Genomic DNA, 23,928 nt, shown 5'->3' with positions numbered 1-23,928 from the left:
TCGTGCCAGTACAAAACTTGACCTCTCCGTAAACCTGAAAAAGTAACAGGACATTTTAAAATCGCTCAGAACCTTGCTGTTGCAAGGTCTAAGCGATTTTTTTGCTCGTTATCTCCCAAAGTCAAGAGTTGCCTTGTGATCTTAACTTATGAGCATCGCTCTAAGCTCGGCCAAAGAAAGTACTGCTACGCCAAGTGACTCGGCCTGCGCGAGCTTGCTGCCCGCCTTCTCCCCAGCGAGGAGAAAGTCTGTCTTTTTGCTTACCGAGCCGCTGACCGCGCCCCCGTGCGCCATAATGAGCGCTGCTGCGGCTTCGCGGCTTAGGCCTGGCAGGGTGCCGGTGATAACAAAGGTTTTGCCGGCTAAAGTGCTCTCTGTGGCTGCCCCCCGGTAAGCAAAGCTAACACCAGCTAAGCGTAGCTTCTCGATCAGTCTAGTATTCGCCTCTAGGGCAAAGAAGGCACGAATGCTCTCTGCCACTTTGTCTCCGACATCAGGGATACTGATTAACTCTTCGTAAGTGGCATGGCGCAGGTTGTCAAGATGATTAAAGGCACGCGCTAGGGTAAGGGCGACTTTCTCGCCTACAAAGGGAATGCCTAAAGCCGTAACTAGTCTCTCTAAGGAGTTGTCCTTGCTCTTCTCAATTGACGCGAGTACAGCCGCGGTAGAGCGCTCGCCCATGCGCGGCAAGGTGGCCAAGACACTTGCCGTGAGGTAGTACAGGTCGGCCGCGTCGGAGATCAGCCCATGGCTGAGCAAGCTAACCACGAGCGCCTCCCCTACCTTGGCAATGTCCATGGCGGTCCTGCTGACAAAGTAAATTATTTTCTCGCGCTGCTGTGCTTGGCACAAAGCATTCGGGCAACGCCATGCCACTTCGCCCTTGTTTTGCACAACAGGCGTTTGGCAGACGGGGCATTGTGCAGGGAATAGGTACGGAATCTCCTGGCCGGTACGGCGTTCGATAAGGGGTCCTACTACTTCGGGTATAATATCCGCTGCTTTTTGCACATAGACGTAGTCCCCGAGGCGTAGATCCTTGGCCGCAATGTAATCGGCATTGTGTAGCGAGGCCCTGCTCACCATTGTGCCAGCCAAGTTAAGGGGCGCGAGAATGGCGGTGGGGTTAAGAGAGGCGGTACGCCCGACACTAATCTCTATATCTAAGAGGCGCGAGACGCCGACATCGGCAGGGAACTTGTAGGCGATAGCAGAGCGGGGCGACTTCGCCGTGCTGCCTAGCTGCTCTTGCCCGGCTAGGCTATTCAGCTTAATGACTAGGCCATCAATTTCATAGGGCAGCTCATGCCTCTTTTCTTGGCACTCTAGACAGAGGGCATAGGCCTCGTCCATGGAGGAGACGACTTGACGAAAGGGGCTCACTTTGAAGCCTGCTTCTCTGAGCATTTCTAAAGCGGAGATGTGCTCTAGATAAGTCTCCGTCGCGTGTCGCGCCAGCGCGTAAACTACTAGGTCTAGCCGACGAGTAGCGGCTATACTAGGGTCGAGCTGGCGCAAGGAGCCGGCCGCAGCATTGCGCGGGTTAGCAAACGGAGCCAAATCCTGCTCTTGGCGCTCTTTATTGAGCCTGGCAAAAGTCTCCTTGGGCAGGTAAGCCTCACCTCGCACCTCGAGGCTATGCGGCTGTCGTAATCTAAGCGGCAAAGAGTTTATGGTGCGTAAATTTTCGGTGATGTCCTCGCCTACGTCGCCATCTCCACGTGTTGCGCCTTGCACGAACACGCCGTTTTCATAGCGCAGTGCCACCGCCAAGCCATCAATCTTATGCTCTACGACATAGGCGATTTCTCCACTATAGCCCTCCCGCACGCGGCGATCAAAGTCCGTTAAGTCACCTAATGAGGTAGCATTGGCAAGGCTAAGTAAGGGCACGCTGTGGCGCACCTCGGCAAACGCGCTAAGGGGCTGTGGGGCTACCCTTTGCGTAGGGGAATCGCGGGTGACGAGCTCGGGATGAGCCGCCTCGAGCTCTAAGAGCTCCTTGAGAAGTTCGTCGTAAGCAAAATCGGAGATGAGCGGAGCATTAAGCACATGGTAGTGGTAGTCGTGCCGCAAAATCTCTTGCCGCAACAGCTCAATACGTGGCTTGGCAGTCATTACATCCCCCTGCTTTAGCGTAGTTTTTCAAGTGGCGCGAAGGACAAGGCCAGAGTCTTAATACCGAAGGGGGGCAAGAAGGCTACCGAGACGAAAACATCGTCTGCCTTTTTGTTTACACTTACAACCGTACCTTCGCCAAATTTAGGGTGTCTTACCCTATCGGCGGGGCTAAAATCTGACTGCACGAGTCGCTCTTGCCGCACCTCTTTGGCAGCGACAACATGTGCTGCTGGCGGCAGAGACGTAGCTGCCACAGCGAGGGCTTCGCGCTTGCCACCGCGGCGCACCACACAGGCAGCCGGAATATCTTCGAGAAAGCGCGAGGCACCATTGGCATGTAGTCGGCCATAAAGCATGCGCTGCAAGGCATGTGTAAGGTAGAGCTTCTCCCTCGCGCGGGTAAGGCCCACGTAGCAAAGCCGGCGCTCTTCTTCTAGCTCTTCGGTATCGTAGAGGGTGCGCATGTGCGGAAAGATACCCTCTTCGAGGCCAGATAAAAAGACCACAGGGAACTCTAAGCCTTTGGCGGAATGCAAACTCATGAGAGAGACGAAGCTACCGCCTGTCTTAGCATCATCTTCGTCGCCCTGCGTCACTAGGGTGGCCGTGCTGAGAAAGTCACTGAGAGAATTGTTCTCTGGATTTGCTTCTTCGAAATCACGGGCCACAGAAATAACTTCCATGACGTTCTCTAGCCGCGCGATGGCGTCAGGCTGAGAGCGGCCTTGTTCCATTAAACTGGCCCTCAGGCCTGTGGTGGCCAGCACTTCTTCTACCAATTGGGGCAGGGCAAGAAACTCCGACTGGCGACTGAGAGACACGATTTTAGCCGCAAAATCCTTTAGCGCGAAAATGGCATTGGTCCGCACACCGGTCAACTCGTCCGCATCCTGAGAGGCGTGGAGGAGAGAACACTGCTTATGGGCGGCAAGCGCTGCCAGCTTTTCTAGGGTAACATCGCCTAGGCCCCGCCGCGGCACATTGATGACACGGTTAAAACTAACGTCATCGCTAGGGTTGACGATGAGCCTAAGGTAGGCGAGTAAGTCCTTGACCTCTTTGCGATCGTAAAAGCGTTGCCCGCCGATGACGCGGTAGGGCACACCAAGTCGAATTAAGGCATCTTCAAGGGCGCGTGACTGCGCATGAGTGCGGTAAAGCACCGCGCAATCACTGTACTCATACTTGTCATACAGAACGAGCTGCTCGGCAATAGTATGCGCGATGTAGTAGGCCTCTTCTTGCTCCGTCTGGGCCGCAAAAACAGTGGCCGGCTCGCCCACATTGTTGTCAGTCCACAAGGCCTTTTCTTTGCGCCCGACATTCTGGGCTATAACCGCATTGGCGGCCTCAAGTATGACCTTGGTGCTGCGATAGTTTTGCTCTAGCTTGTACACGGTAGCTTCGGGGTAGTCTTTTTCAAAGTCTAAAATATTCTGCAGGTTAGCGCCCCGCCACCTGTAGATACTTTGGTCATCGTCTCCGACGACAGAGAGATTGCGATGCTTGGCCGCGAGAGCTTTCACTATTTTATACTGCGCTAGATTGGTGTCTTGATACTCGTCGACCAAGATGTACTGGAATTTGTGTTGGTAATATTCGCGTACTTCTTGGTGTTCGCTTAGCAAACGCACCACTAGGAGGAGTAGATCGTCAAAATCCACCGCTCCGTACTGGCGCAGTTTTTTCTCGTAGAGAAAATATGCGTCTGACACAGTCGACTCGAAGTAATCGAGCCGCTGCGCTGCAAAATCCGCGGGCGACTGCAGGCTGTTCTTGGCCATACTGATGCGGGCGATTATGGACTGCGGTGAGAATTTCTCTTGGTCGAGGTTTAGCTCGCGCAAACACTCCCTCATGAGAGCCGCCTGATCGGCCGTGTCGTAGACGACAAAGTTAGGGGCTAGCCCTACTTTGCTACCATCTTTTTTAAGGATGCGCAGACAGGCCGCGTGAAAGGTGGCGATAAAAAGACGAGGCGCTTCAGGTAGCAGCCGCTGCAGTCTTTCTTGCATCTCTTTGGCGGCTTTGTTGGTAAAGGTGATGGCTAAGATAGCGCTCGGGCTGACCTTTCTTTCGCGCACTAAGTGGGCGACACGGTAGGTTAGTACACGCGTCTTGCCACTCCCTGCCCCCGCCAAGATAAGCAGGGGCCCATCGCCATGTAGTACCGCTTGTCTCTGCACAGGGTTGAGTAGTTTTTGCAAATCCACGACATCACTCCTAAAAGTACAAAAAACCTTCCCTCGGCCGTGCCTTGCAGGAAGGTATCCTTCGTCCTTATGCTATTCTAGCAAATGCCCCTAAGTTCCCGCAACCAGGAGGTCGTCTATTTCAGACACACGACGCACAATGCGTTGCAGTTCCTCGATGTCAAACGGCTTGACTAGACGAGCTGTCACACCGAGCTTCTCTGCCTCTGCCATCATGTCGTTCTCTTGGTACGCCGTCACTAAAATAATAGGCACATGATGATTTCTCGCTCGTATTAGACGAAGGGTTTCAATGCCGGAAAGCCCCGGCATTTTCATGTCGAGCAGAATGATGTCAGGTTTGCGCTTATCCATTACTTCAAGTCCTTCGCTCCCATTGCCGGCCTCGATAACTTCATAGCCGAGTACTGTAAAAACTTCTGTCAGTAGCGCACGGATGCCCACTTGATCGTCAATGACTAACACCTTTGTTCTAAGCACGATTCCCCACCTCCTCCATGCTAAATCTACCATTACTTTCCCAAATGTCAATAGCTTGTGGTGTTAATTTTCTGACATACTACAGGTTGTAGCCTTACTGTGACAGCAGCTTTGTTGAGTCGACAGTAATTGCCAGAAAAAGCGCTGCAGAGACAAACTTTTCCCGGGAAATATGTTCTAGAAGGAGGCCTATTCGACATTTCTCAACAAGTTGGACGCACACGCAGAGCACGACATTAAAAACTAGTTCGCATCATAGCAGGAAAGCTAGGTTCGTATGAAACTTTGCCGACGGTCGCGCGTAATAACAAGCAGTACAGCTCAGAGGGGGAAGTAGAAATGGGTGCTTGGATAACTTGGGCGATACTTGGCTTGCTGCTAGTAGCCCTAGAAATGGTCACACCGAGCTTCTTCATTATGTTTTTTGGCCTAGGTGCTCTCGCTGCCAGTGCCGTAGCTGCCCTAGGCTACAGCCTCGTCGTACAGCTCTTGGCCTTCTTGGTCACGACGGTGATCTGCTTTGTGTTTCTTCGCAAGTATGCGCTTAGGATGCGGGGCGGCCCCATGATACAAACAAATTACGATGCCCTAGTCGGTAAAACCGGTATCGTCACCAAAACAATAGCCATGGAGACTGGCCTTGGGCAAGTAAAGGTGCGCGACGAAGATTGGTCGGCCCTTGCGGAAACGAGCACCGAAATTGCCCAAGGTGAAATGGTCGAAGTCGTGGCCGTCTCTGGGGTGCGGCTTATCGTGCGCCGTGCGCATGAAAGATAAAAATAGCAGGAAAGGGTGGAGTACAGAATGGATTTAGGCGTTATTTTTCTCTATGTGTTGCTCTTCTTTGTCTTCCTCGTAGCCCTCAGTTCCTTCCGCGTCATCCGGCAATCATCAGTCGGATTGGTGGAACGCTTGGGTAGCTTTAATCGTAAGCTGCCCCATGGTCTACACTTCGTGGTGCCCTTTATTGACCGCGTCTTGCCACTTATTGACTTGCGCGAACATGTACTTGATTACCCGCCACAGCCAGTCATCACCAAGGACAATGTGACCATGCAGATTGATACCGTCATCTACTACCAAATAACCGACCCCGTCAAATCAACTTATGAGTTGTCTAACCTGCGTGGCGCGATCGAAAAGCTTACGCAGACCACCATTCGCAATGTCATTGGTGAACTAGCCCTCGACGAAACCCTTACCTCGCGCGAGCGCATCAACTCGCAGCTGCGCGAAATACTTGATATCGCCACCGATAAGTGGGGTGTCAAAGTGAACCGCGTCGAATTAAAGTCTATTGATCCGCCCCGCGACATAAAGGATGCCATGGAGAAGCAAATGCGCGCCGAGCGCGACAAGAGAGCGCAAATTCTCACCGCTGAGGGTGAGCGGCAATCAAACATTCTCACCTCTGAAGGTCGTAAGCAAGCGACTATCCTCGAGGCTGAAGGTGCGCGCACCCAAGTTATACTCGCGGCTGAAGCCGACCGGCAAAAGCGCATCCTGCAAGCGGAAGGCGAGGCGGAAGCAATTCTTAAGGTTTATGAGGCTAGGGCGCGCGGGCTAACCATGATAAAAGACGTAAGCCCCGACCAAGCTCTCTTGACCATCCAAGGCTTTGACGCTTTGCGCGAAATGGCGCATGGTCAGGCCACCAAGATAATTATACCGAGCGACCTGGCTGGGCTGGCGGGTTCACTGCGTGCTCTGGCCGAAACCATAAAGTAGTACTAGGTCAGGCCATGTGGCAGGGTTAAGAGCCCTGCCTCTTCTTTTGCCCAGTGCGAGAAAAAATGCTCTATGCGCTCCAGGCGATAGAGCATCTCGTTACGACTGAGCGCGAAGTTTAAGCCGCGAAGAGCTCTCTCGCGCCATTCCCGGTCTTCTTTATGATAAAATTTCATTGTCGCCGCTTGCGTGCGCCCCTGATGCTTGGCCCAGTGAAAAGCAAGCCAGACGGCGTTGCTACCAAAGTGATCTATAGCATCGGCATCTTGCACGAGCAGGGCCTCTAAGGGGAGAGCACTGTCTTTATGACGGGCATAGTGACTCTTGACAATGCTCCCCACTAACTCTAGCTCACTTGGCGCAAAGAGGTGAGCGATTTCGGCCTCGATAAGCTCTTGGCCACGCGGGCCATGCCCCTCGCCCGGGTAGTCGGCCTTGCCTACGTCATGCAAGAAAGCGCCGATATATAGTTCTTCGCTTCGCACCGTGAGTTTCTCTGCCCGCGCTAGCGCACCAGCCAAAGCCGCAGTGCGCAGCCCATGGTAGTATCTATAACCGCGCTCAAGTGGCGTGGCGTCCGCAAACTTCATTTTAGCAGCACCCCAGAGCATAATGCCTTCTCTATCCAATGTAACAACCCCCTCGGCACAGATTATACCACAGACTGTAAGGAGGTTTTTCACATGAAAATAGTAGATAACCGTGGCTTGGTATGCCCCGCGCCAGTCATCGAAACGAAAAAAGCCCTCGATACTCTCGAGGGAGACAGCCTAGTGTGCCTAGTAGACAACCCGATCTCACGCGAAAATGTACTTAAGTTTGCTAGGAGCCAGGGCTGCACCACCAGCGTTTGCGAAGAAAACGGCGTCTTTACCATCGTGATTAAGCGAGAGGTGAAGCGAGAGGGACGGTTCTTAACGGTTCAGACAGTCTACTTTCTCACCGCCGAGGAGCTAGGCCGAGGCGACAGCACGCTCGGGCGCACGCTTATGAAGTCGTTTCTTTACGCCCTCGCCGAAAGCGAAGAACGGGGAGGCTACCTTCTCTTCGCCCACGCCGGGGCAAAATTAACCTGCCAAGGTTCAGAGGTACTGCCGAGCCTGGAGCGACTACTTGCCAAGGACTTTACTATTATGACTTGCGGTCTATGCCTTGATTACTACGGTCTGAAAGACAAACTAATCATCGGTGAAGTAACGAACATGTATACCATTATAGAAACCCTACAGCAGGCCGCGAAGGTAGTCACTCTTTAGACGTAGCTGCCTGTAAAGACGCTAACTGCCGGCCCAAGCATGTACACGCAGCCATCTGACTCGCGCCACTCTATGTAGAGTTCCCCGCCAGGGAGAACCACAGTAGCAGACCGCGCCGACCTGCCGGTGAGGTAGGCAGCGGCGAGAACGGCTGATGCACCGGTGCCGCAGGCCAGTGTAGGGCCCGCACCACGCTCCCAAACTTTCGCCACCAAGAAATCGGGGCGCACTACTTCGACAAAGTCGACGTTGATGCCCCGTGGGAATAGCGGGTTTTGCTCAATCTGACGCCCTTCGTCCATAAAATCAAAGCCCTCAAGGGTCGGCACAAAAATAACCACATGCGGAACACCCGTATTGACCAAGACGCCTTGGTAAAGAGCTTTGGCAGTCCTTAGTGGTAAATCGAGTACAGGCCCAAGACCGTCAACTAGGGCCGGCATGGCCGCGGGCTCAAAACGGGGTGGCCCCATGTTTACTTTCATCAACTCGGCGCTGCCGCCGCGCGGCGTTACTTCGATAGTGTATAGACCAGCCAGCGCCTCTACTGTGACGATATCCCCCCGTGCTCGCCCGCGGTCATACACAAACTTGGCCACGCAGCGCAGGGCATTGCCACAGGATTCGGCCTCACTGCCGTCGGCGTTAAAAATCTGCATGCGGCAATCGGCACGCGAGGAGTTATGAACTAAGACTAGCCCGTCGGCACCGACACCATATTGGCGATGACAGATGGCTCGAGCAAGCCGACTAGGCGCCTCTAGGAGCACCTCTTCCTGCATATCAACGAGAATAAAGTCATTACCCAGCCCGTGCATTTTAGTAAACTTCACCACCGCACAACCACCCCCAAGTACAGTCGTTCTCGCCTTTATTATACGGCAAGGGCGTCTTTTGGCAAACTGTCGTTGGCGCGCTCACTTTTCGAGAAGCCCCGATAGCCAGGCGATCTCTGGCTCGGGGTCGCTGCTACGCAGCAGAATGTGGCCCATTTTGCGCAGCGAATGAGCTTCTACAACTAGGCTGTCGGCAGCGTTACAAAAAGAACCGTCCCCGGCGTCGGCGTTCGAGCTTTTGCCGTAGAGGTGCACCTTGCCCTTTTGCTGGAGCAAGGGCCAGTTGGCGTAGACTTGTCTTTGGTGCCGGCCGAGAATATTAAACATCACCGCGGGGAAGAGGAGGTCGGTGCCGCCTAGGGGCAGATCGGCTACGGCCCGCACGAACTGCTCAAATTGCGAGGTGTAGCAGGCCCCGAAAGAAAAGTGGCCTGAATTGTGGGGGCGTGGGGCTAGTTCGTTAACGAGCAGGCCCTGTGGGGTGACAAACATCTCTACTGCTAGAATACCCACTAAGTCGAGCGAATGGGCGATGCTGGTGGCTAGCTCTAAGGCCTGCTGTGATGCGTCTTGGCTTAGGCGCGCAGGCACGATGGTGGTGTGCAGCACGTTTTGACAATGCCTGTTTTCGGCGATGGGAAAGAGGGCAGACTCACCCCCCGGGCGGCGCGCTATGATGACCGATACTTCTTGGTGTAGCTCGACGAACTTTTCGACGACAAATTCACCCCCGCGGGCAACTTGCGCCAGCGCGGCCTCCACCTCGGCACTGCCCCGCAAGACCAACTGCCCCTTGCCATCATAGCCCCCCAAGGCCGACTTTAGCACCAGTGGCAGGCCAAGCTCGGCTACGGCATGTGATAAGTCTGCCGCCGATCTAACCACGCGGTAGGGCGCAAGTGGCACGCCATGTGCTGCCAGATGCGCCTTTTCTAGTATGCGATTCTGCGTGATGGCGAGGATATTACTGCCCTGAGGCACACAATGCTCGCCCTCTAAGGCGCGCACGACAGCGGCATCTATATTTTCAAACTCGTATATAACGATATCTGACTGGCGCGCCAAGTGAAAAGCGGCCTCCCTGTCGCCGAGTGAGCCCACTACTTGTCCGTCGCACACCTGTCCGCAGGGTGAGTTTGGGGTGGGGTCGAGGCATAGCACTTTGTAACCCATGGCTTTAGCTGCCATGGCGGTCATACGGCCAAGTTGCCCCCCACCAAGAATGCCTATCACCGACCCTGGCCTTAAAGGTAGCTTACTCATGGCACTACAAGCCTTTCGGCCTGAAAAACTTGCTCCGCCGCTTCGTCGCGTAGCTTCTTGAGCTTACTAAGCAGTATGTCGTCCGTAAGAGAGAGGATTTGGCAAGCCAAGAGGGCGGCATTTTTGGCACCACTTGCCCCTATCGCCACGGTCGCTACCGGCACACCTGCAGGCATCTGCACGATGGAGAGCAAAGAATCAAGCCCCTGTAAGTGCGCACTAGGAATCGGCACGCCAATAACTGGCAAAAGCGTCTTGCAGGCCACCATACCGGGCAGATGAGCAGCGCCGCCGGCACCCGCAATTATTACTTTGATTCCCCGCAGAGCTGCTTGTTCGGCAAAAGTGAACATAAGATCTGGGGTGCGGTGCGCCGAAACTACCTGCCGCTCATGAGGCACCTCGAGCTTTTCTAAGAGGCGACAAGCTTCTTGCATAACGCCCCAGTCTGACTTGCTGCCCATAATGACGGCGACTTTTGCTTCTGTCACGGCAGTACCTCCTCTTGGCCAATATCTCCACGAAAGCGCATACCTGCAAATTTAAGATAATTCAAGGCCTGGTAGGCTTCTTGGCATGCTCTGCTCATCTCTTGGTGTCGCCCCACTACATTCAAAATGCGGCCGCCATTTGCCACAAGATGGCCTTCTGCTTCTGCTGTGCCCGCCTGAAACACGAGGTGCCCTGCCGCTACCGCCTCTGCTAGGCCGGTGATTACTTCGCCCTGCGAGGGCGAGTAGGGGTAATCGCCACCGCAGGCTACTACGAGGCAAGCACAGTCCTCGCTACAGGTAGGGGGCTCTATAGGCAACTCTCCCCTCGCCGCATGATAGAGATAGTAGAGCAAGTCGCTCTCGAGCAAAGCCATCAGCAGTTGACATTCGGGGTCGCCAAAGCGCGCGTTGTACTCTAGCACCTTTACACCCTCCTCTGTCAGCATCAGACCTAGGTAGATAATGCCGCGATAATCTAGGCCCTCGTCTACTAAGCCAGCTAGCGTCCGCTCGGCGAGGGCTTTAATTTCACTTAAGTCTCTCGCGGTTAAGTCTGACAAGGGCGCGTAAGCCCCCATACCCCCGGTATTTGGCCCTAGGTTGTTTTCTAGTAGGGCCTTGTAGTCGCGCACCGGCGGCAACAAATGGCATCGCCTGCCATCCGCAATAACCAGCACGGAGGCCTCGCGGCCAACCAAGAACTCTTCGACGACAACTGTCTGCCCTAGCGGCAGCATGCCCACCGCTGCCACTGCTTGTGCACGCGTTTTAGCAATAATTACCCCCTTGCCAGCCGCGAGGCCATCGGCCTTAACCACGACGGGCAAGGCGCAGTTCTCGAGGTGGAACGCCGCGTCTTTAGGAGACGAAAATGTGTGGTGGCCTGCTGTGGGAACGCCATACTTGTTCATAAATGTTTTGGCGTAGGCTTTACTCCACTCGAGGCGAGCGCCAGCTTTAGTGGGCCCGAAGACAAAGCAGGAGGGCACTTCATAGCGCACCGCATCGGCGACACCGCTAGCTAGAGGCGCTTCGGGGCCGATGACCAGGAGTTCAATAGCCAAGTCACGCACCAGACTAACCACAGCGGAAGTATCACAGATGTCGCAAGCTACGTTCTCGCCTAGGTCGGCCGTCCCCGGGTTGCCCGGAGCAATATATAGTTTCGTGCAGAGCGGGCTCGCCGCAATCTTCCACGCGAGCGCATGCTCTCTGCCCCCATGGCCAAGTACAAGTACACGCATAACGCACCCCCCCTAGTGCTTAAAGTGCCTTTCTTTACTGTACAACATGGCTATACCTGCCGCGTTAGCTGCCGCTAGCGACAAGTCGTCATTGATTGAACCCCCAGGATGAATGACGGCCACTATGCCGGCTTGTACACAGGCCAGTAGTACGTCAGGCTGGGGGAAAAAGGCTTCGGAGGCCAGCACAGCCCCCTCTGCACGCTCGCCGGCGCGCTCTAGGGCTTGCCGCGCGGCATCGATGCGGTTAGTCTGCCCCGTGCCAATGCCTAGGGTGGCCCCTTGTTTAGCAATCACAATGGCATTAGACTTCACATGTTTAGCGACGACAAAGGCGAACTCTAGGTCTTGCCGCTCTTCACTCGTCGGCTCTACCGAGGTGACAACTTGCCAGAGCGATTTATCTCCCCAGGTATCAGAGGTCTGCACCAAGTAGCCACCCTGAATACTCTTTACCTCCCAGTGCCCCGCATCTCCCCTTGCACCCTCGTCACTAATGGTGAGTAGGCGCAAGTTGCGCTTGGCGCTTAGTATCTCGCGCGCCGCGTCACTAAATTTAGGGGCTACAATCACCTCAAGAAAAATCTCTCTCATGGCCGAAGCCGTAGCTACGTCTACCTCGCGGTTAAGCGCAACTATGCCGCCGAAAGTGGAGATAGGGTCGCAGTCTGCGGCCCTTTGGTAGGCCAAAAGTAGTGACGGAGCCGTAGCCACACCACAAGGGGTGGCATGTTTTACAACGACGGCGGCCGGGCGAGAGAACTCGCTGACAAGTGCCCAGGCGGCATCTGCGTCTAAAATATTGCAGTAAGAGAGCTCTTTGCCCTGTAGCTGCACAGCGCTCGGGAGCCCCACCCTTGCACCTGGCGCGGCATAGAGGGCGCCCTCTTGGTGCGGGTTTTCTCCGTAGCGCAGCCCTTTAACAAGGGAGAGCGGTAGGCCCACACGCGAGGGAAACTCGGCCGGCCCGAAAGTGCGCGCCAAGTAGTGGGCCACCATGCTGTCGTAGTAGGCTGTGTGCTGAAAAGCTGCTCTCGCGAGCTTTTGACGGGTAGAGAGAGCAATTTCACCGTACTCACGCAAGTCACAGAGCAGCCCATGGTACTGCGAGGGATCGGTCACGGCGGCTACAAAGGCGTAATTCTTCGCCGCAGCCCTTACCAGGGCCGGGCCGCCGATATCGATGTTTTCGATGGCTTCACTTAGTGAGTGCTCTCCCGTCACGGTGCGCTCAAATGGATATAAGTTGACGACAACGATGCTGATAGGCTGAATCCCCGCTTGCCGCGCACTCGCCACATCAGAGGGGTTGTCTGTGCGCATAAGAATTCCGCCGTGGATGGCGGGGTGAAGTGTCTTGACACGACCATCCATCATTTCAGGGTAGTTAGTCACTTGCGAAACTTCGGTGACGGCCACACCCTGCTCCTTAAGATACAATGCGGTGCCACCACTGGCCACAATCTCGTACCCTAAGTGCGCTAGAGCTGCGGCGAATTCCCCTACCCCCGTTTTATCGGCGACACTAATAAGCGCTCGCTTCATGCTCGGCCTCCTCCGCTATGTGCACGCGCCTCCCTTTTAGAGAGAGCCTACCTGCACCATATAGCTTAATGGCCAGAGGGTAGAGCCTCTTTTCTACCTCTGCCACTCGCTTTGCCAAAGTTTCTACGGTGTCATCGTCTAAAACTGGCACCGCCTCTTGCAGAATGATGGGGCCGGCATCTACTTCAGGCGTGACAAACATCACGGTCGCCCCACTAACTTTGCAGCCATGATGTAAAACAGCGGCATGTACATGCCGGCCGTAGTAGCCGTGCCCACCGAACGCCGGTAAAAGGCTGGGGTGAATATTCATAATGCGCCCCGAAAAAGCAGACACCGTCTCGCTCCCTAAGGCCGTGAGGTAGCCTGCCAAGACGACTAAGTCAGCCCTCACAACCTCTAGGGCGGCACACAAAGCGTGGTCGAAGCTACTGGCTGCACTGTAATCCCGTGGGCGGAGAACAATATGAGGCAAAGCATGTCTTTTAGCTCGCTCGAGGGCCAACGCATCGCGACGTGAACTTACCACGAGCGTAATTTCGGCCTGCAGCGCACCACTCTCTACCGCGTCAATAATGTTTTGCAGCGTGCTGCCCCCACCCGAAACGAGTACCGCTAATCGCAGCTTGTTAGACAAAGGTAACACCGCTTCCGCTAACAACTTGTCCTACTTGGTAGGCTGTCTCTCCTACTGCGCTGAGCTGGTCTATGACCACCGCAGCTTGTTCTGGTGCGACCACGAGGATGAAGCCAAGGCCCATGTTGAAAGTGCGATACATTTCTTCTGTACAAACACCGCCAAGCTCTGCCAACCACGAAAACACCGGTGGCACGCGCCAGCTGCCCTCGACTATCTCTACGCCTAGGCCTGCTTTAAGCACCCGGGGGATGTTCTCGGTAAACCCGCCCCCGGTAATATGCACCATACCCTTGATAAGCCCCTGGCGCACTAGGGGTAGTACGGCTCGCACATAGATGCGCGTCGGAGTAAGGAGCACCTCGCCTATGCTAGCGCAGAGACAATCGACTTTGTCATCTACGGCATGGCCCGCCAAGTCAAAGACTATTTTACGCACCAAGGAATAACCATTGCTGTGTAAGCCGCTCGAGGGAAGCCCGAGCAGGATGTCGCCCTCCTTAATCGTGCTGCCATCAACCAAGTGTTTTTTCTCTACCACGCCCACGGCAAAACCGGCGAGGTCGTACTCCCCAGGGGCATATAGCCCTGGCAGCTCGGCCGTCTCGCCGCCTATTAAAGCGCAGCCTGCTTGGCGGCAGCCACTGGCCACGCCCCCCACAATTTCGGCCACCTGCTCAGGGATAAGCTTCGCCACCCCTAAGTAGTCGAGAAAAAAGAGGGGCTCGGCACCACTGACCAAGATATCATTCACGGACATGGCGACTAAGTCTAGGCCCACTGTAGCATGACTGTTCATCATAAACGCTACTTTTAGTTTAGTGCCCACACCGTCAGTGCCAGATACGAGCACTGGATCTTCGTACTTACCGAGGGCAAAGAGCCCCCCAAAACCGCCGATGTCGGTGAGCACCTCTTGGCGAAAGGTGGTGCGCACTGCGCTCCGCATCAGCTCTACGGCGCGCGTTCCGGCGGCGACATCCACCCCAGCCTCTCTATAGGTTAGCCCTACCTCTTTAGCCACGCACATCACCCCAATCTTCTTTCTCTAGCCGCACCGCCTCCTGCTCTTGACGCGATACGTCTAAGGGGTAGTCCCCCGTGAAGCAACCCAGACAAAACTGCCGCTCGCCGCCCGACAAGACCTCTAACATGCCCTCTAGGCTCAGGTAGCCAAGGCTGTCGGCCCCAATCATGCGACAAACACCTGCACTGTCAGAACAGTTGGCCACCAGCTCTAGGCAGGAGGGTGTATCGATGCCGAAGTAGCAGGGATTTGTATATGGTGGACAGCTCACACGTACATGTACTTCGCTGGCGCCCGCACGCCGCAAGGCGCGCACCAGTAGCTCCATGGTGGTGCCGCGCACAATGGAGTCGTCAACGATGACGACGCGCTGACCCTGCAAGATGGCGGTATTCGGCGTGAATTTAAGCAGCACCTTGAGCTCGCGCAGGGCCTGGCTTGACTGTATAAAGGTGCGCCCCACATAGCGATTTTTAACCAAGCCCTCGCCATATGGTAAGTTGGCAGAGGCGGCGTAGCCTAAGGCGGCTGGGGTGCCTGAATCTGGCACGCTAATAACTAAATCAGCCTGAACGGGGTGCTCCTCCGCCAAGCGCCGACCCAGGGCGACACGCGCATTGTACACATTGAGCCCGTCAAGCACACTGTCGTTACGGGCAAAGTAGACATACTCAAAGATGCAGGAGCTTCTTGTGGCTGGTGCATACTGTTGAGACTGCACCCCACTGTCATCGATGACGACTATTTCTCCTGGCCTAATATCTCGGATTACTTCACCGCCGAGAGCCAAAATGGCCGCGCTTTCGGAGGCGAGGATGTAGCCTCCGCCGAGGCTACCTAGGCAGAGCGGCCTAAAACCATGGGGGTCACGCACGCCAATTAGCTTTGCGGGTGTACACAGCACTAGGCTGAAGGCTCCGCAGAGGGCCAGAAGCGTCCGCACTAGGGCCTCTTGTATATCCCCGGTGTATTCTCGATGCAGCAGCTTAAGAATGACCTCTGTATCACTCATAGTAGCAAAGTGAGCGCCGCCTGCCTCTAGCTCTCGCCGTAACTGGCCTGCCCCCACTAAATTGCCGTTATGGGCGAGAGCAATTTTTAGGCCACCCACCTGCTCGTCATAATGCAGGAGAGGCTGGCTGCTAATTAAATCGGAGGCACCAGCAGTGGAGTAGCGCACATGCCCGATACCTAGATGGGGGTTGTGTTCGCTTAGCGCAGCGATATGCTCCTCGTTAAAGGCCTCAGCCACGAGCCCGCGGCCCCTGTGGCGCACAATGCCGGTGCCATCGGCAACGGCCAGCCCCGCGCTCTCTTGTCCACGGTGCTGCAAGGCGAACAGGCCAAAGTAGCCGAGCCGCACCACGTCGAGGCCATGCCCAAAGATACCTAAGACACCACATTCTTCGCGCAACTTATCGTCTACTGCGACATTAGGCATGTTAAGCTCCCTTTCCAGAGCTGCGACATAGATGCTACCGCGGCGGCAATTAGCCGCTTACCCTGAACATCTACGTTCAAGGTATCTCCTTGCACCTTTCCTACCACAGCAAAGGGCACCCCTAGAGTAGCAGCCAGTGTTTCTGCCCTGCCCACATCCTGCGGCTTGACGGTGACTACCACGCGCGACTGCGATTCGCCAAAGAGCAGGGCATCAGGGCGCATGCCGTGTAGGCCCACAAGCTCAATTTCGGCCCCTAGTTCACCGGCGATAGCCGATTCGGCCAGGGTGACTGCCAGGCCACCGTCGGAGCAATCATGGGCCGAGGCCAAGAGCCCCTCTGCTCTGGCCGCCACGAGATAATCCTGCAGGCGGCGCTCCGCGCCAAGGTCAAGCCGCGGTGGGTGACCGCGCTCCAAAGAGTGGACGACTTTAAGATATTCACTACCGCCCAGTTCCTCGTAAGTTTCGCCCAAGAGACAGACCACATCGCCTAATTGCTTAAAGCTAACTGTGACGCGCTGCTCTACCTTATCTAGCAAGCCCACCATGCCTACTGTCGGCGTAGGAAATACGGCTTGCCCGCCCGTTTCATTGTAGAGGCTGACATTGCCGCCTGTGACCGGGGTGCCTAGGGCTGTGCAGGCTGCGGACATGCCCGCAATAGCATTGGTGAGTTGGTAAAAAATCTCCGGTCTTTCTGGGCTACCAAAATTAAGGCAGTTAGTAATGGCTAGTGGCCTAGCTCCGCTGCAGGCCACATTGCGCGCTGCCTCGGCGACGGCGATCGCCCCGCCCCAGTAGGGGTCAAGAAAGACATAGCGGCTATTGCAGTCTACACTTAAGGCCAGGCCCTTCTCTGCACCTTTAATGCGGAGCACGGCAGCGTCTCCCCCCGGCAAGACTACGGTATCGCCCCGTACCATGTGGTCATACTGGCGATAAACCCATTCTTTGCTGGCAATGTTAGGCGAAGCAAGTAGCACCCGAAGGACGGCATTCAGGTCTTCTGGCAGGGGTAATTCTGCTAAGTTAAGTGACTGCACTTCCGCCTGCCAGAGGGGCATGGTAGCGGTCGGATTGTAGACGGGCCCTTCGCTGGCTAGGGGCTTGGCTGGCACCTCGGCCACTACGCGCTCACCTTGGCGAATCGTCACCTGGCCGCTCGTGGTCACCCTGCCGATATCCGTACCCATAAGCCCCCACTTGGCACAAGTGCTTAGCACCACCGCGACTTTGCTTGGCTCAACTACTAGGAGCATGCGCTCCTGCGATTCTGAGAGCATGATTTCGTAGGGGTTCATGTTCTTTTCGCGGCAAGGTACTAGTGACACATCAATTTCGACGCCTTGTCCTCCGCGCGCGGCCATTTCGCTCGCAGCCGAGGTCAAGCCAGCCGCGCCTAAATCCTGCATGCCAAGGATGACCTCAGCCTCAATTAGTTCGAGGCAGGCCTCGAGCAAGAGCTTCTCCATAAAGGGGTCGCCCACTTGCACGGCTGGACGCTTTTCGAGGGATTTTTCACTTAGCTCCTCGGAGGCAAAGGTCGCGCCATGAATGCCGTCGCGCCCCGTTCGCGCGCCGATCAAGACAAGGCGGCTACCTACCCCCTGTGCCCTACCCTTAGTGAGCTTGGCTTGGTCGATAATTCCGACACACATGGCGTTGACGAGACAATTATGAGTGTAACTGGCGTTAAAGTAGACCTCGCCACCTACGGTGGGAATGCCCATGCAATTGCCATAGCCGGCAATACCAGCGACGACGCCAGAAAAAAGATAGCGCTGCTTAGGCGTGGTGAGCTCGCCAAAACGCAGGCTGTTGAGCAAAGCGATAGGGCGTGCACCCATGGTAAAAATATCGCGCACGATACCGCCTACGCCGGTGGCAGCCCCCTGGTAGGGCTCGATAGCGGAGGGATGATTGTGGCTCTCCATTTTAAAGACAACTGCCTGTCCATCGCCAATGTCTACCACACCGGCATTTTCGCCCGGGCCTTGTATGACGCGTGCCCCTGTAGTGGGAAACTGGCGCAGGGCAATTTTACTGTGCTTGTAGCTGCAGTGCTCTGACCACATCACGGCAAACATGCCTAGCTCGGTGAGATTGGGCCGTCGCCCAAGCAAGGCAAGTACTCTCTCCCACTCTAATGGCTTAAGCCCCATGGCGCGAGCCTCAGCGAGATCTTGTGTATCAAGATAAACTTCACGCATGCCTTTCACCCCACCACGCCAGTAATGACGTCCAAATGAGCAAGCCGTCGGTACCGCCCTGTATTTCTTCTGTGCTGCGTTCTGGATGCGGCATGATGCCAAGCACATTGCCCGCACGATTGACGATGCCAGCGATATTATGCAAAGACCCATTAGGATTGGCCTCGGCCGTGACCCGCCCGTCTTTGTCGGTATAGCGAAAAACAACTTGGTCGTTACCTAGTAACGCTTCTAACCCTAGTTCGTCAATAAAGTAGTTCCCCTCGGCATGGGCGATGGGCAGACGAAGAACTTGCCCCGCTTGGCCTAGCGTCGTGAAAGGAGTCTTTACGTTTTCAAGGCGCACATGGCGCATTTCGCAGCGAAACTGTAGATGGTCATTTTTCTGCATAGCGCCAGGCAGTAGGCCTGCCTCAAGCAGAATCTGAAAGCCATTACAGATACCCAGAATGAGTTTGCCGCGGCTAGCCTCCTTGGCCACCGCGGTCATCACAGGAGAAAAGCGCGCCAGTGCCCCGGTGCGCAAGTAGTCGCCATAAGAAAACCCGCCGGGGAGCACGATGCAGTCAAAGCGGGCGAGGTCACTCTCTTGGTGCCACACATACTCAGTCGGCTGCCCGAGCACCTCTTTGGCGGCATGGTAGCAATCGATGTCGCAGTTAGAGCCAGGGAAGACGACGATGCCAAACCTCATACGGGGTCCTCCAAGACGAAGTGGTATTCCTCCATGATAGGGTTAGCCAGCAGTCTCTCGCACATCTCGCGCACGAGGGCCCGAGCATCGTCTAGGCTTGCCGCCTCTACCATAATCTCCACCGACTTATTCATGCGCACCAGAGCCACGCCAGTGAACCCTAGGCTGTGCAGCCCAGCACAAACCGCCTGACCTTCTGGGTCAAGCACGCCCTCTTTCAGCGTGATGTAAACTTTAGCTTTGTACACTTAGCCTACCTCCTGTCAAACGCCTTAAGATTTCGTGGTACGCCTCCGACACCCCGCCGAGGTCGCGGCGAAAGCGGTCTTTATCGAGCTTCTCATGGGTAGTAATGTCCCAAAAACGACAGGTATCGGGCGATATTTCATCGCCGAGGAGCAAGCGCCCTTTATGGCGACCGAACTCAAGCTTGCAGTCCACAAGGAGCAAGTTCTTCTCGGCCAAATGACTTTTAAGAATGCTGTTAACTTTGTGGCTGACTAGAGCAATGGCCGTGAGTTCTTCGGCCGTCGCCAGGTTTAAGGCCGCGAGGTGGTCGCTATTCACTAGGGGGTCGCCAAGGGAGTCATCCTTGTAGTAGTACTCGAGTATCGGCGTGGCCAAGGGAGTGCCTTCTGGGTATCCCAAACGCTTAACCAGTGAGCCCGCCACGATGTTGCGTACTACCACCTCTACCTTAACAATTTCCAGCTTCTTGGCGAGCATCTCCCGCGGACTTACCGTCTGCACATAGTGCGTCTCTACACCATGTGCGGCAAGCAAGGCAAAAAAATGCGCCGAAATGAGGTTATTGAGAAGGCCCTTGTCGGCTATGGTGCCTTGTTTGAGGCCGTTTTGGGCAGTGGCAGAGTCGCGAAAATAAATGATTACGCACTCGGGATCAGCGGTTTCGTAAACCGCTTTGGCCTTCCCCTCGTATAGTAATGCCAATTTCTCCATGTGCTCTCTCCTTGTCTCTGGACCAGAGTAGTATGCCGTTATCCGTCAAGGCCCACGCGAGCGAAGATATAATCGACATACTTAAGGTGGTAGTTAAGATCAAAAGCCGCGTGGAGCTTTTCACCGTCAAGCCGTGCGCGTATCTCTGCACTGCTTAGTACGAGTTCTTTAAAGCTCTTTTTGCTCACCCAAGCTTGCCCGGCCAAGTTCTGCACACAGTCATATGCACTCTCCCGCGATAAACCAGCGTCGATAAGCTGCAGAAGAACATGCTGCGAGTAGACTAGATCGTATGACCGAGCCATATTGTCTTGCATAGTCTCTTGGTTGACGGTCAACCCCTCCATAACCCGCGTTAACACGTGCAGCATGTAGTACAAGACATGAAAGGCGTCAGGCAGAATAATGCGCTCAGCCGAAGAATGCGAGATGTCGCGCTCATGCCACAGAGCGACATTTTCCATGGCAGTGAGCGCATAGCCCCGCAGCACGCGCGAGAGCCCCGCCACGCGCTCGCACATGATGGGGTTACGCTTATGAGGCATGGCCGAACTACCTTTTTGGCCGCGCGCAAAAGGCTCTTCGACCTCCTGTACTTCCGTTTTTTGCAGGGCCCGAATCTCCGTGGCGAACTTCTCGAGCGAGCAGCCGACAATGGCTAGAGTAGTGACTAAGCTGGCGTGACGGTCTCTTTGCAAGGTCTGGGTAGCAGCTAGGGCCGTAGTAAGGCCCAGGCACGAGCAGACATATTCTTCTACATAAGGGTTGATGTTGGCATAGGTGCCGACCGCACCAGAAAGCTTGCCTACGGCAATGGTCTGGCGCGCTGCCGACAAGCGTTCGCTGTGGCGCCTAAGCTCCGCATACCACACAGCGAGTTTTAGACCAAAGGTCGTCGGCTCGGCGTGCACGCCATGGGTGCGCCCCATCATCACGGTGTGCTTGTGACGTTTAGCCTGCTTAGCAACGGCCTCTGCGAGTTCTGTCAGTTTGTTTTCTACCAAGTCCATTGCTTTTACGAGTTGTAACGACAGCGCGGTGTCTACCACGTCAGTAGAAGTCAAGCCATAATGCACCCACTTGGCTTCTGGCCCTAGCGATTCGCTGACATTGCGCGTAAAGGCGACGACGTCATGGTTGGTCTCAAGCTCTATCTCTGCTATGCGGCTCGGGTCAAAGCGGGCGTTTTGGCGTATTAACTCTACGTCGGGGCGGGGAATTACCCCGAGCTCACTCCAGGCCTCACAGGCAAGAATCTCAATCGCTAACCACTGCTGGTACTTAGTCTCTAGGGTCCAAATGTTCCGCATGGCGGGGAGACTGTAGCGCTCTATCATTGGCGACCTCCTTTATGGCCCTGTGGATTTGTCTTCGCGCCTAGAGTGTACCACGAGAATATGACAAATTAGAGCACAAAGAAGCGCAGTACGAACAGGAAGGTCAGCACATACATCATCCACGAAATTTCTTTTTGCTTGCCTTGAGCTAACTTAAGGACCACGTAGGAGATAACTCCCCACACAATGCCTTCGGCAATGCTAAAGGTGAAGGGCATCATCACAATGGTCAAGAACGCAGGTATAGCTTCTGCGAAATCACCAAAATTTATCTTTACCACCGGCTCCATCATAAAGACGCCCACAATAATTAGCACTGGCGCTGTGGCAGCGGCGGGCACGAGACCGGCTAGAGGTGAGATAAAGAGCGCAGCCAAGAAGAGAAGCCCTGTTACTACCGCGGTGAGACCAGTGCGCCCGCCTTCCGTTACACCGGCGGCACTTTCCACATAGGTAGTGACCGTGCTGGTGCCAAGCATGGCGCCCGCTACAGTACCGATGGCATCAGCCATCATGGCGCTATTGGCCCGCGGCAACTTCCCCTCGGCATCAAGCATGTCGGCTTTACTAGCCACTCCGATAAGAGTACCTATGGTGTCAAAAACGTCCACAAAGGCAAAGGAGAAGATGATGGGGATAAAGCCAATACCAAGTAGCTCTGCGAAGCCAAAGCGGAACTCACCTAGGTGGGCTAATCTCGGGGGAAAGGCGAAAATATCGGCCAAAGACTTGGGGGCACGAATTAGGGCCGTTTCAGTGCCGGGGATGAGACCAAAGAACTGTGGGCCCATAATCTCAGAAACAATCATGCCGACGACCGTAGTAGTAAAAATGCCAATAAGCAAGGACCCGCGCACTTTTTTGACAACAAGAATGCTGGTCAAGAGCAAGCCAAAGATGGATAAAAGGACCAACGGATTTTGCACATCACCTAGGGTCACGAGGGTGGCGGGCTTAGCTATGACCAGGCCGGCATTCTTAAAACCAATGAGAGCGATAAACACCCCAATACCAGTGCCTACCGCCAATTTTAAGGACATCGGAATAGAGTTAATAATTTCTTCGCGCGCCTTAGTAACAGTAAGAAGAAAGAATAATATCCCTGAAATAAAAACGGCGGCCAGGGCTGCCTGGTAGCTAAGACCTGCCCCCTTGACCACGGTGTAAGTGAAAAAGGCGTTAAGACCCATGCCTGGGGCCAGGGCAAAAGGGTAGTTAGACATAAGGCCCATCGCGATAGTCGCTAAGGCGGCTGACAAACAAGTAGCGACGAGCACCGCCCCAAAATCCATACCTGCCAGCGACAAGATACTAGGGTTGACAAAAATAATGTAGGCCATGGTCATGAATGTGGTGAGCCCGGCAAATACTTCGGTGTGGACGGTAGTGTTGTTTTCTCTTAGCTTAAACATGCGCTCTAGCAAAGTGGCAACCTCCCTTTATCAGTGGCATCTCGAGCTTGTGCACCCTAATGCCTTTGCAATCCGAATATAGCACTGACTTCGGTGCTCTGTCAAGAAAAATCTCGAACAATAGAACTGTTTTTGCAGCCTAATGTTCGGGTTTTAGTTCTCCTGGGGGATGCTACTCCTTCTCTGCGGCACAAAAAAGACTCCCCCATGTTACTCGGGGAGTCTTTATAACAGCTCCTGGACTCAAGAAATTTTAGAACAGGGCAGACAGATACCGTAGACGGTGAGATCTAACCTTTCGGCCACAAAACCCCGGTCACGCTTAGCGCGCGAACCTACTGCGGCTAGGTTTAGCCCGAAGTCGGCGTCATAATCGTCGACCCGTCCGCACTGTCTACAATTTAAGTGAACATGGGGGCTTACTTTAGCATCGTAGTGCGCGGCCGCACCCATATGCAGCCTTTGAATGAGCCCCGCCTGCGCCAGTGTGCTCAGCGTGGTGTAGACGGTGTTAAAACTGACGGCGGCATGGTCTTTCTTGACTTCTTCCCATAACTCCTCCGCGGTCGGATGGGCAGTGGTATTAAGCAGCAAGCCGTAAATGGCTACGCGTTGCGGCGTAACCTTTAAACCTTTTTCCCGCAGTCTCTCCACCAAGCTGTCCATGCAAATTCCCCCAGGTAGTAATAATTATTATTTTGTCTATATTATCGTGCGCGGAGCCTATTTTGTCAAGCACACGCATTAACTCATCTATAATCTTACCTAAGGGGTATTGGCTCACTTTCCTCGGGGCCGAGACTTAGTCACGATTTCTACCACAGAGGACACAGGGGCGTGGAAAAGAGAGAAAGATGGAACGACTATAATCATTCTTGGCACTCCTTGTTTCTCTCTTTATTACTCTGTGTCCTCTGTGGTTAACAAACGTTACTTCTCTCTTGCCTCTTGCTTCTTGCCTCTTGTTTCTTGCCTCTTGTTTCTTGCTTCTTGTTTCTTGCCTCTTGCCTCTTGCCTCTTGCCT

At 54.8% G+C, this 23,928-nt stretch carries 22 protein-coding genes; 3 read left to right on the top strand and 19 right to left on the bottom strand.

Going from position 1 to position 23,928, the window contains the following annotated elements; all coding sequences use genetic code 11:
- Positions 1-141: 141 nt before the first annotated feature.
- From ligA to KGZ92_06735, 3 genes are all read right to left on the bottom strand, one after another.
- Positions 142-2,121, bottom strand: a complete 1,980-nt coding sequence (gene ligA, locus KGZ92_06745) for an NAD-dependent DNA ligase LigA (protein ID MBS3888982.1) — start codon at positions 2,119-2,121, stop codon at positions 142-144.
- A 14-nt stretch (positions 2,122-2,135) separates the two neighbouring features.
- Positions 2,136-4,337, bottom strand: coding sequence for a DNA helicase PcrA (gene pcrA / locus KGZ92_06740; GenBank protein ID MBS3888981.1), 2,202 nt, complete (start codon positions 4,335-4,337; stop codon positions 2,136-2,138).
- 90 nt (positions 4,338-4,427) lie between these two features.
- Positions 4,428-4,850 (bottom strand): response regulator, encoded by a 423-nt coding sequence (locus KGZ92_06735; GenBank protein ID MBS3888980.1) that lies wholly within the window; start codon positions 4,848-4,850, stop codon positions 4,428-4,430.
- 306 nt (positions 4,851-5,156) lie between these two features.
- On the opposite strand from KGZ92_06735, the gene KGZ92_06730 reads away from it, so the two are divergent.
- The gene (locus KGZ92_06730) at positions 5,157-5,594 is read left to right on the top strand and encodes an NfeD family protein (protein MBS3888979.1); all 438 of its coding nucleotides are present in this window, start codon (positions 5,157-5,159) and stop codon (positions 5,592-5,594) included.
- A gap of 27 nt (positions 5,595-5,621) precedes the next feature.
- A complete protein-coding gene (locus KGZ92_06725; protein ID MBS3888978.1) occupies positions 5,622-6,545 on the top strand; it encodes an SPFH/Band 7/PHB domain protein in 924 nt (307 codons plus the stop codon).
- A 2-nt stretch (positions 6,546-6,547) separates the two neighbouring features.
- Here KGZ92_06725 and KGZ92_06720 read toward each other — a convergent pair whose 3' ends face one another.
- The gene (locus KGZ92_06720) at positions 6,548-7,174 is read right to left on the bottom strand and encodes an HD domain-containing protein (protein ID MBS3888977.1); all 627 of its coding nucleotides are present in this window, start codon (positions 7,172-7,174) and stop codon (positions 6,548-6,550) included.
- A gap of 54 nt (positions 7,175-7,228) precedes the next feature.
- Here KGZ92_06720 and yedF point away from each other — a divergent pair, with 54 nt between their 5' ends.
- On the top strand, positions 7,229-7,801 hold the full coding sequence (gene yedF / locus KGZ92_06715) for a sulfurtransferase-like selenium metabolism protein YedF (protein ID MBS3888976.1): 573 nt from the start codon (positions 7,229-7,231) through the stop codon (positions 7,799-7,801).
- Here the strand turns inward: yedF and KGZ92_06710 are convergent.
- The 15 genes from KGZ92_06710 to KGZ92_06640 form a co-directional block, all read right to left on the bottom strand.
- On the bottom strand, positions 7,798-8,634 hold the full coding sequence (locus KGZ92_06710) for a diaminopimelate epimerase (protein ID MBS3888975.1): 837 nt from the start codon (positions 8,632-8,634) through the stop codon (positions 7,798-7,800). The two genes, yedF and KGZ92_06710, sit on opposite strands and share 4 nt — an antisense overlap.
- Before the next feature lie 84 nt (positions 8,635-8,718).
- Positions 8,719-9,900 carry a 5-(carboxyamino)imidazole ribonucleotide synthase gene (gene purK / locus KGZ92_06705; protein MBS3888974.1) on the bottom strand — a complete coding sequence of 394 codons (1,182 nt, stop codon included), beginning with the start codon at positions 9,898-9,900 and terminating at the stop codon, positions 8,719-8,721.
- Positions 9,897-10,364: a 5-(carboxyamino)imidazole ribonucleotide mutase gene (gene purE, locus KGZ92_06700; protein MBS3888973.1), complete on the bottom strand. Its 468-nt coding sequence runs from the start codon at positions 10,362-10,364 to the stop codon at positions 9,897-9,899. Before purE ends, purK begins: the two co-directional genes overlap by 4 nt.
- A gap of 23 nt (positions 10,365-10,387) precedes the next feature.
- The gene (gene purD, locus KGZ92_06695; GenBank protein ID MBS3888972.1) at positions 10,388-11,638 is read right to left on the bottom strand and encodes a phosphoribosylamine--glycine ligase; all 1,251 of its coding nucleotides are present in this window, start codon (positions 11,636-11,638) and stop codon (positions 10,388-10,390) included.
- Between the two features lie 12 nt (positions 11,639-11,650).
- Positions 11,651-13,183 (bottom strand): bifunctional phosphoribosylaminoimidazolecarboxamide formyltransferase/IMP cyclohydrolase, encoded by a 1,533-nt coding sequence (gene purH / locus KGZ92_06690; GenBank protein MBS3888971.1) that lies wholly within the window; start codon positions 13,181-13,183, stop codon positions 11,651-11,653.
- Positions 13,164-13,808, bottom strand: a complete 645-nt coding sequence (locus tag KGZ92_06685) for a phosphoribosylglycinamide formyltransferase (GenBank protein ID MBS3888970.1) — start codon at positions 13,806-13,808, stop codon at positions 13,164-13,166. Before KGZ92_06685 ends, purH begins: the two co-directional genes overlap by 20 nt.
- Positions 13,809-13,812: 4 nt before the next feature.
- Entirely contained in the window at positions 13,813-14,850 is a 1,038-nt protein-coding gene (locus tag KGZ92_06680) for a phosphoribosylformylglycinamidine cyclo-ligase (GenBank protein MBS3888969.1), read from the bottom strand.
- Entirely contained in the window at positions 14,837-16,288 is a 1,452-nt protein-coding gene (gene purF, locus KGZ92_06675; protein MBS3888968.1) for an amidophosphoribosyltransferase, read from the bottom strand. Before purF ends, KGZ92_06680 begins: the two co-directional genes overlap by 14 nt.
- Positions 16,270-18,501: a phosphoribosylformylglycinamidine synthase subunit PurL gene (gene purL, locus KGZ92_06670; protein MBS3888967.1), complete on the bottom strand. Its 2,232-nt coding sequence runs from the start codon at positions 18,499-18,501 to the stop codon at positions 16,270-16,272. Before purL ends, purF begins: the two co-directional genes overlap by 19 nt.
- Entirely contained in the window at positions 18,494-19,195 is a 702-nt protein-coding gene (gene purQ / locus KGZ92_06665) for a phosphoribosylformylglycinamidine synthase subunit PurQ (GenBank protein ID MBS3888966.1), read from the bottom strand. The genes purL and purQ overlap by 8 nt, the downstream gene beginning before the upstream one ends.
- Positions 19,192-19,443, bottom strand: coding sequence for a phosphoribosylformylglycinamidine synthase subunit PurS (purS, locus tag KGZ92_06660; GenBank protein ID MBS3888965.1), 252 nt, complete (start codon positions 19,441-19,443; stop codon positions 19,192-19,194). Before purS ends, purQ begins: the two co-directional genes overlap by 4 nt.
- Positions 19,430-20,155 (bottom strand): phosphoribosylaminoimidazolesuccinocarboxamide synthase, encoded by a 726-nt coding sequence (locus KGZ92_06655; protein MBS3888964.1) that lies wholly within the window; start codon positions 20,153-20,155, stop codon positions 19,430-19,432. Before KGZ92_06655 ends, purS begins: the two co-directional genes overlap by 14 nt.
- 38 nt (positions 20,156-20,193) lie before the next feature.
- Entirely contained in the window at positions 20,194-21,492 is a 1,299-nt protein-coding gene (locus KGZ92_06650) for an adenylosuccinate lyase (GenBank protein ID MBS3888963.1), read from the bottom strand.
- Between the two features lie 68 nt (positions 21,493-21,560).
- On the bottom strand, positions 21,561-22,904 hold the full coding sequence (locus KGZ92_06645; GenBank protein ID MBS3888962.1) for an NCS2 family permease: 1,344 nt from the start codon (positions 22,902-22,904) through the stop codon (positions 21,561-21,563).
- A 243-nt stretch (positions 22,905-23,147) separates the two neighbouring features.
- Positions 23,148-23,570, bottom strand: a complete 423-nt coding sequence (locus KGZ92_06640) for a transcriptional repressor (protein MBS3888961.1) — start codon at positions 23,568-23,570, stop codon at positions 23,148-23,150.
- Between the last annotated feature and the right edge of the window lie 358 nt (positions 23,571-23,928).

The organism is Bacillota bacterium (genome assembly GCA_018333655.1).
Taxonomy (GTDB): domain Bacteria; phylum Bacillota; class UBA994; order UBA994; family UBA994; genus BS524.
This window is presented reverse-complemented; position numbering and strand designations above follow the sequence as displayed.